Raw genomic sequence first — 5,854 nt, forward strand, 5'->3', positions numbered from 1 at the left:
TGGCGCGCGCGGCCGGCGCCGCGGTCGGCTTCGACCTGGCCCACGCGATCGGCAACGTGCCGCTGCACCTGCACGATGCCGCGCCGGACTTCGCGGTGTGGTGCCACTACAAGTATCTCAACGCCGGCCCCGGCGCGGTCGCCGGCGCCTTCGTGCACGAGCGCCACGGCCACGGCGAGACCCCGCGCTTCGCCGGCTGGTGGGGCCACGACAAGCGCACCCGTTTCCGCATGGCGCCCGAGTTCGTCGCCGCGCCCGGTGCCGACGGCTGGCAGCTGAGCAATCCGCCGATCCTGAGCATGGCCCCGCTGCGCGCCTCGCTGGACCTGTTCGAGCGCGCCGGGCTGGACGCGCTGCGGCAGAAATCGCAGCAACTGACCGGCTACCTGGAGACGCTGATCCGCGCCCGCCTGGCCGACACCCTGCAGATCATCACCCCGTCCGACCCGGCACAACGCGGCTGCCAGCTGTCGCTGCGCGTGGCCGGCGGCCGCGAGCGTGGCCGCGCCCTGTTCGAGTACCTGCAATCGGTCGGCGTGCTCGGCGACTGGCGCGAGCCGGACGTGATCCGGATCAGCCCAGTGCCGCTGTACAACCGCTACCGCGACATCTACCGCTTCGTCGAGGAAGTGGAAACCTGGGCCGGCGTCTGAGCCGCCTTCTTCGCGCGGCGGCCTGCCGCGCCTTCCGGACACCGCATTGAACGCATCCCCCCGCAGCATCACCCTGATCGGCGCCGGCCTGGCCGGCTCCCTGCTCGCCATCCTGCTCTCGCGCCAGGGCTGGCAGGTCACCGTCTACGAGCGCCGCGGCGACCCGCGCGTGCACGACTACGAGCGCGGCCGCTCGATCAACCTGGCCCTGGCCGAACGCGGCCTGCACGTGCTGCGCCAGGCCGGCGCCGATGCCGCGGTGATGGCCAAGGCGGTGATGATGCGCGGGCGCATGGTGCATTTCGCCGACGGCCACCAGCAGCTGCAGCGCTATGGCCGCGACGACAGCGAGGTGATCTGGTCGGTGCACCGCAACGATCTCAACATCACCCTGCTGCAGCTGGCCGAGCAGGCCGGCGCGCGCATCCACTTCTACCGACGCCTGCACACGGTGGATTTCGATGCCGGCTATGCGCGTTTCATCGACGACCGCGACGACCAGCCGCACGACATCCGCTTCGACAGCATGATCGGCGCCGACGGCGCCGGCTCGGCGCTGCGCGCGGCGATGCAGCGCAAGGCGCCGATGGCCGAGCACATCGAGTTCCTCGACCATTCGTACAAGGAACTGGAGATCCCGCCCGGCGCCGACGGCGGCTTCCGCATCGAAGCCAACGCTCTGCATATCTGGCCGCGCGGTCACTACATGTGCATCGCCCTGCCCAACCACGAAGGCACCTTCACCGTCACCCTGTTCCTGCCCAACAAGGGCGAGCCCAGCTTCGCCACCGTGCGCAGCGGCGAAGAGGCGCTGGCGCTGTTCGCGCGCGACTTCGCCGATGCGCTGCCGCTGATGCCGCAACTGGCCGAGCATTGGGAGCAGCATCCGCCGGGCCTGCTCGGCACGCTGCGCCTGGAGCGCTGGCATCTGGACGGCCGCGCGGTACTGCTGGGCGACGCCGCGCACGCGATGGTGCCGTTCCACGGGCAAGGCATGAACTGCGCGTTCGAGGATTGCGCGGCGCTGGCCGCGCACCTGCAGCGCGAGCCGGACCTGGCGCGCGCCTATGCCGCCTTCGAGGCCGAGCGCAAGCCCAACGCCGGCGCGATCCAGCAGATGGCGCTGGAGAACTACGTGGAAATGCGCGACCGCGTCGGCGATGCCGGTTTCCTGCTGCAGCGCGAACTCGGCCAAGCCCTGCAGGCACGACATCCGACCCGCTTCGTGCCGCACTACACCATGGTCACCTTCCTGCGCACGCCGTACGCGCAGGCGCTGGAACGCAGCGAAGTGCAGCGCGACATCCTGGTCCAGGCCACGCAGGGCCACAGCGATCTGTCGCGGATCGACTGGAACTGGCTGGAGGGCATCGTGCACGCGCGGCTGGCACCGCTGGAGGGGGCACATTGAACCGGCGTAGCCTATCCGGACACCCGCTCCTACAAGCATCCCCACGCTCCTAGCCTCGCCTGCCTCGCACCATTCGATTCGTCATGCCCGACAGCTTCCTCTTCTACGACCTGGAAACCTTCGGCGCCGATCCGCGGCGCACGCGTATCGCGCAGTTCGCCGCGGTGCGCACCGATGCCGAGCTCAACGTGATCGAGGAGCCGATCAGTTTCTTCGTCAAACCGGCCGACGACCTGCTGCCCTCGCCGGTCGCCACCCTCATCACCGGCATCGCCCCGCAGCAGGCCTTGCGCGAGGGCGTCAGCGAAGCAGAGGCGTTCGCACGCATCGCCGAGCAGATGGCGCGGCCGCAGACCTGCACCTTGGGCTACAACTCGCTGCGCTTCGACGACGAGTTCGTGCGCCATGGTCTGTTCCGCAACTTCTACGATCCCTACGAACGCGAGTGGCGCAACGGCAACTCGCGCTGGGATCTGCTGGACATGCTGCGGCTGATGCACGCGCTGCGCCCGGAGGGCATCGTCTGGCCGCAGCGCGAGGACGGCGCCACCTCGTTCAAGCTGGAGCAACTGGCATTGGCCAACGGCGTGCGCGACGGCGATGCGCACGAGGCGCTGTCCGACGTCTATGCCACCATCGGCATGGCCCGGCACTTCCGCCGCAGCCAGCCGCGGTTGTGGGAGTACGCGCTGAAGCTGCGCGACAAGCGCTTCTGCGGCAGCCTGCTCGATGCGGTGGCGATGCAGCCGGTGCTGCACGTGTCGATGCGCTATCCGGCCGCGCGCCTGTGCGCAGCACCGGTGCTGCCGTTGGCGCGGCACCCGCGCATCGACAGCCGGGTGCTGGTGTTCGACCTGGAAGGCGACATCGAGCCGCTGCTGCGCTATACGCCGGAACAGATCGCCGACCGCCTGTACACCCCGCAGGCCGACCTGCCGGAGGGCGAACAGCGTATCCCGCTCAAGGAAGTGCATCTGAACAAGGCACCGGCGCTGGTCGCCTGGGCGCACCTGCGCGAAGCGGATTTCGCCCGGCTGCGGCTGGACCCCGCGCAACTCCTGGCTAAGGCCGCGCGCCTGCGCGAAGCCGGCCCGGCGCTGGCCGAGAAGGTGCGGCGGGTGTTCGCCAGCGAGCGCGCCGCGGTGCCGGCCGATGTCGACGCCTCGCTGTACGACGGCTTCCTGGCCGATGGCGACAAGCGCACGATGGCCCAGGTCCGCGCCACCCCACCGGCGCAACTGGCCGCGCTGGAAGGCCAGTTCCGCGATCCGCGCCTGCCCGAACTGCTGTTCCGCTACCGCGCGCGCAACTGGCCGCAGAGCCTGTCCATCGCCGAACAGGCGCGCTGGGACGACTACCGGCGGCAGCGCCTGCAGCAGGACAGCGGCCTGTCCGAACTGAGCTTCGACGCCTTCTACGCGGAACTGGCCGGTTTACGCCTGGCTCACCCGCAGGATGCTACCAAGCAAGCCCTGCTCGACCAGTTGGCCGCCTGGGGCCACGACCTGCAACGCAGCCTATGACCAGCTATTTCAGCGACGCCAGCTTCAAGTTCCTGCGTGCCCTGGCACGGCACAACGACAAAGCCTGGTTCAACGACAACCGGCACAAGTACGAAGAACACGTGCGCCAGCCGTTCCTGCGCCTGATCACCGACCTGCAGCCGGACCTGGCCCAGGTCAGCGAGCACTTCCGCGCCGACCCGCGCGGCGTCGGCGGCTCTCTGTTCCGCATCCACCGCGACGCGCGCTTCTCCCACGACAAGTCGCCGTACAAGACCTGGCAGGGTGCGCGCCTGTTCCATGAGCGGCGCAAGCAGGTGCCGGCGCCCTCGTTCTACATCCACCTGCAGCCGGGCGAGAGCTTCGTCGGCGCCGGGCTGTGGCATCCCGAGCCGGACACGCAGCGCAAGGTGCGCCAGTTCATCTTCGACAATCCCGGCAGTTGGAAGGCCGCCGCGCATGCGCCGGCGCTGCGCCGCCGCTTCGACTTCGAGGAAAGCGAGATGCTGGTGCGCCCGCCGCGCGGTTTCCCGGCCGATTTCGACTACATCGACGACCTCAAGCACAAGAACTGGGTGTTCTGGCGCCAGCTCGACGACGCGACCATGACCGGCCCGCGGCTGCGCACGCAGGTCGCCGCCGACCTGCAGACGCTGGGCCCGTTCGTGGACTATCTGTGCGCGGCGCTGGACCTGGAGTTCTAGAACGGCAGTGCTTCCCCGTCGGAACGGCTTCAGCGGCGACAGGCATTCCCGGTCACGCGTCGCGGCGAATCCGCTCCTGCAGAACGCCCACACGCAAGGAGACATGCAATGAAGAAATGGCTGGCCTTGCTGTTCCTCGCCCTGCTCGCCCTCGGCGGTTATGTCGTCGCCGGGCCCTACCTGGCCATCCGCGGCATCGACCAAGCGCTGCGCGAGCGCGATGCCGCGGCACTGGAGCGCTACGTCGACTTTCCCACCCTGCGGGTCAACCTCAAGGCCCAGGTGGACGATGCGCTGGTGCGCCGCGCCGGCCCCGACCTGCAGTCCAGCCTGTTCGGCGGTGCGCTGCTGTCGCTGGCCGGCGGCCTGGGCGGCATGAGCGTGGATGCGCTGGTCACCCCGACCGGCATCGGCGCGCTGATGCAGGGCGACGCGCTGTGGAAACGCGCCAGCGGCGACACCGTCGGCGGCGACACCTACGCCGCGCCGCGCCCGCCGCAACCGCTGCGCCAGGCCGAGCACCGCTTCGAATCGACCACGCGCTTCGTCGCCACCGTGCATACCGCCGACGGCACCGCCGTGCCCTTCGTGTTCACTCGCGAGGGCCTGCACTGGAAGCTCAGCAACATCCTGTTGCCGTTGTAGGGCGACTTGCCATCGTCCTGGCGCGTGGTGTCGCCCGGGACCGCATGCAGTGTCTCCCCCCGTCGTGCTTGCACCGGCGGCGGCATGGCGTGGACTGAACCGTCTGGCCGACGCAGCCATCCCCCGACAGCGCAGCCCCGGCTAACGCACCCCGTCCGCCCCCGTCCTGCCCGCCATCGCCTGCTGCACGCGCCGGAACGGCGTGCGCAGTTGCCAGCGCGCCGACCACGGCAGGCGGGCCAAGGCCGCGTGCGCGTCCAGCGCCGGCAGCGCACCGGTCCAGGCGAACACCACCTGGTTGTCCATCTGCGGCTCGTCCAGGCGCAGCACGCGGCCGCCGAACAGCGCACGCAGATGCGTCAGATGGTGGCGGGTGTCGGTGTCGTACAGATTCACCGCCAGTACCCCGCCCGGTGCCAGCGCCGCGTGGCAGTCCTCGTAGAAGCCGCGGCTGAGCAGCGCGGCCGGGATGCCGTCGGCGTCGTAGGCGTCGAGCAGCAGCAGGTCGTAGCGATCGCGCCGTTGCCGCAGCAACCGCGCGCCGTCGCCGTGCACGGCCTCAAAGCGCGCATCGTCGTCCGGGATGCGGAAGGCCGCGCGCAGGGCCAGCACGTCGGCGTCGGCCTCGATCGCCTCGATCCGCGCCTGCGGCAGGTGCCGATAGCAGAACTTGGCCTGCGAACCGCCGCCGAGGCCGACGATGCCGATCCGCCGCGGGTCCGGGCGCAGCAACAGTGCGCCGAGCATGCTGCGGGTGTAGCCGACCTGCAGCACGTCCGGCCACCAGGTGTACATGCGGCTCTGGGTCACCTCGCCCTTGAACTGCAGGCTGGTGTAGCGCCAGCCGTGGCGCACGTAAGGCCGCCCGGGACGCAGGTCGGCGGGCACGCCCGCTCCCTGCCGCAGCAAGCGGCGCAGCGCGGCCCAGCGGCCGCCGCC

Annotated in this window: 6 protein-coding genes; 5 read left to right on the plus strand and 1 reads right to left on the minus strand. The window is 70.2% G+C overall.

What is annotated here, in order from left to right:
* The 5 genes from kynU to D180_RS05975 all read left to right on the plus strand — a co-directional run.
* On the plus strand, positions 1–653 hold a 653-nt coding region (gene kynU, locus D180_RS05955), incomplete at its 5' end, for a kynureninase (RefSeq protein ID WP_017912069.1).
* 46 nt (positions 654–699) lie between these two features.
* Entirely contained in the window at positions 700–2,064 is a 1,365-nt protein-coding gene (locus D180_RS05960; protein WP_017908453.1) for an NAD(P)/FAD-dependent oxidoreductase, read from the plus strand.
* 83 nt (positions 2,065–2,147) lie between these two features.
* Positions 2,148–3,587 carry an exodeoxyribonuclease I gene (gene sbcB / locus D180_RS05965; protein WP_017912070.1) on the plus strand — a complete coding sequence of 480 codons (1,440 nt, stop codon included), beginning with the start codon at positions 2,148–2,150 and terminating at the stop codon, positions 3,585–3,587.
* Positions 3,584–4,270 carry a DUF2461 domain-containing protein gene (locus D180_RS05970; protein ID WP_017912071.1) on the plus strand — a complete coding sequence of 229 codons (687 nt, stop codon included), beginning with the start codon at positions 3,584–3,586 and terminating at the stop codon, positions 4,268–4,270. Before sbcB ends, D180_RS05970 begins: the two co-directional genes overlap by 4 nt.
* 108 nt (positions 4,271–4,378) lie before the next feature.
* The gene (locus D180_RS05975; RefSeq protein WP_017912072.1) at positions 4,379–4,915 is read left to right on the plus strand and encodes a DUF2939 domain-containing protein; all 537 of its coding nucleotides are present in this window, start codon (positions 4,379–4,381) and stop codon (positions 4,913–4,915) included.
* A gap of 141 nt (positions 4,916–5,056) precedes the next feature.
* Here the strand turns inward: D180_RS05975 and D180_RS05980 are convergent.
* Positions 5,057–5,854: fused MFS/spermidine synthase (locus D180_RS05980; RefSeq protein ID WP_017912073.1), on the minus strand; the 798-nt coding region annotated here is incomplete at its 5' end.

This window comes from Xanthomonas sp. SHU 166 (assembly GCF_000364685.1).
In the GTDB taxonomy this organism is placed as follows: Bacteria; Pseudomonadota; Gammaproteobacteria; order Xanthomonadales; family Xanthomonadaceae; genus Xanthomonas_A; species Xanthomonas_A sontii.

Bases quoted from the DNA above. Each gene is read 5' to 3' on its own strand.
- D180_RS05970 (WP_017912071.1), top strand. From the start codon at position 3,584: ATGACCAGCTATTTCAGCGACGCCAGCTTCAAGTTCCTGCGTGCCCTG.
- sbcB (WP_017912070.1), top strand. From the start codon at position 2,148: ATGCCCGACAGCTTCCTCTTCTACGACCTGGAAACCTTCGGCGCCGAT.
- D180_RS05975 (WP_017912072.1), top strand. From the start codon at position 4,379: ATGAAGAAATGGCTGGCCTTGCTGTTCCTCGCCCTGCTCGCCCTCGGC.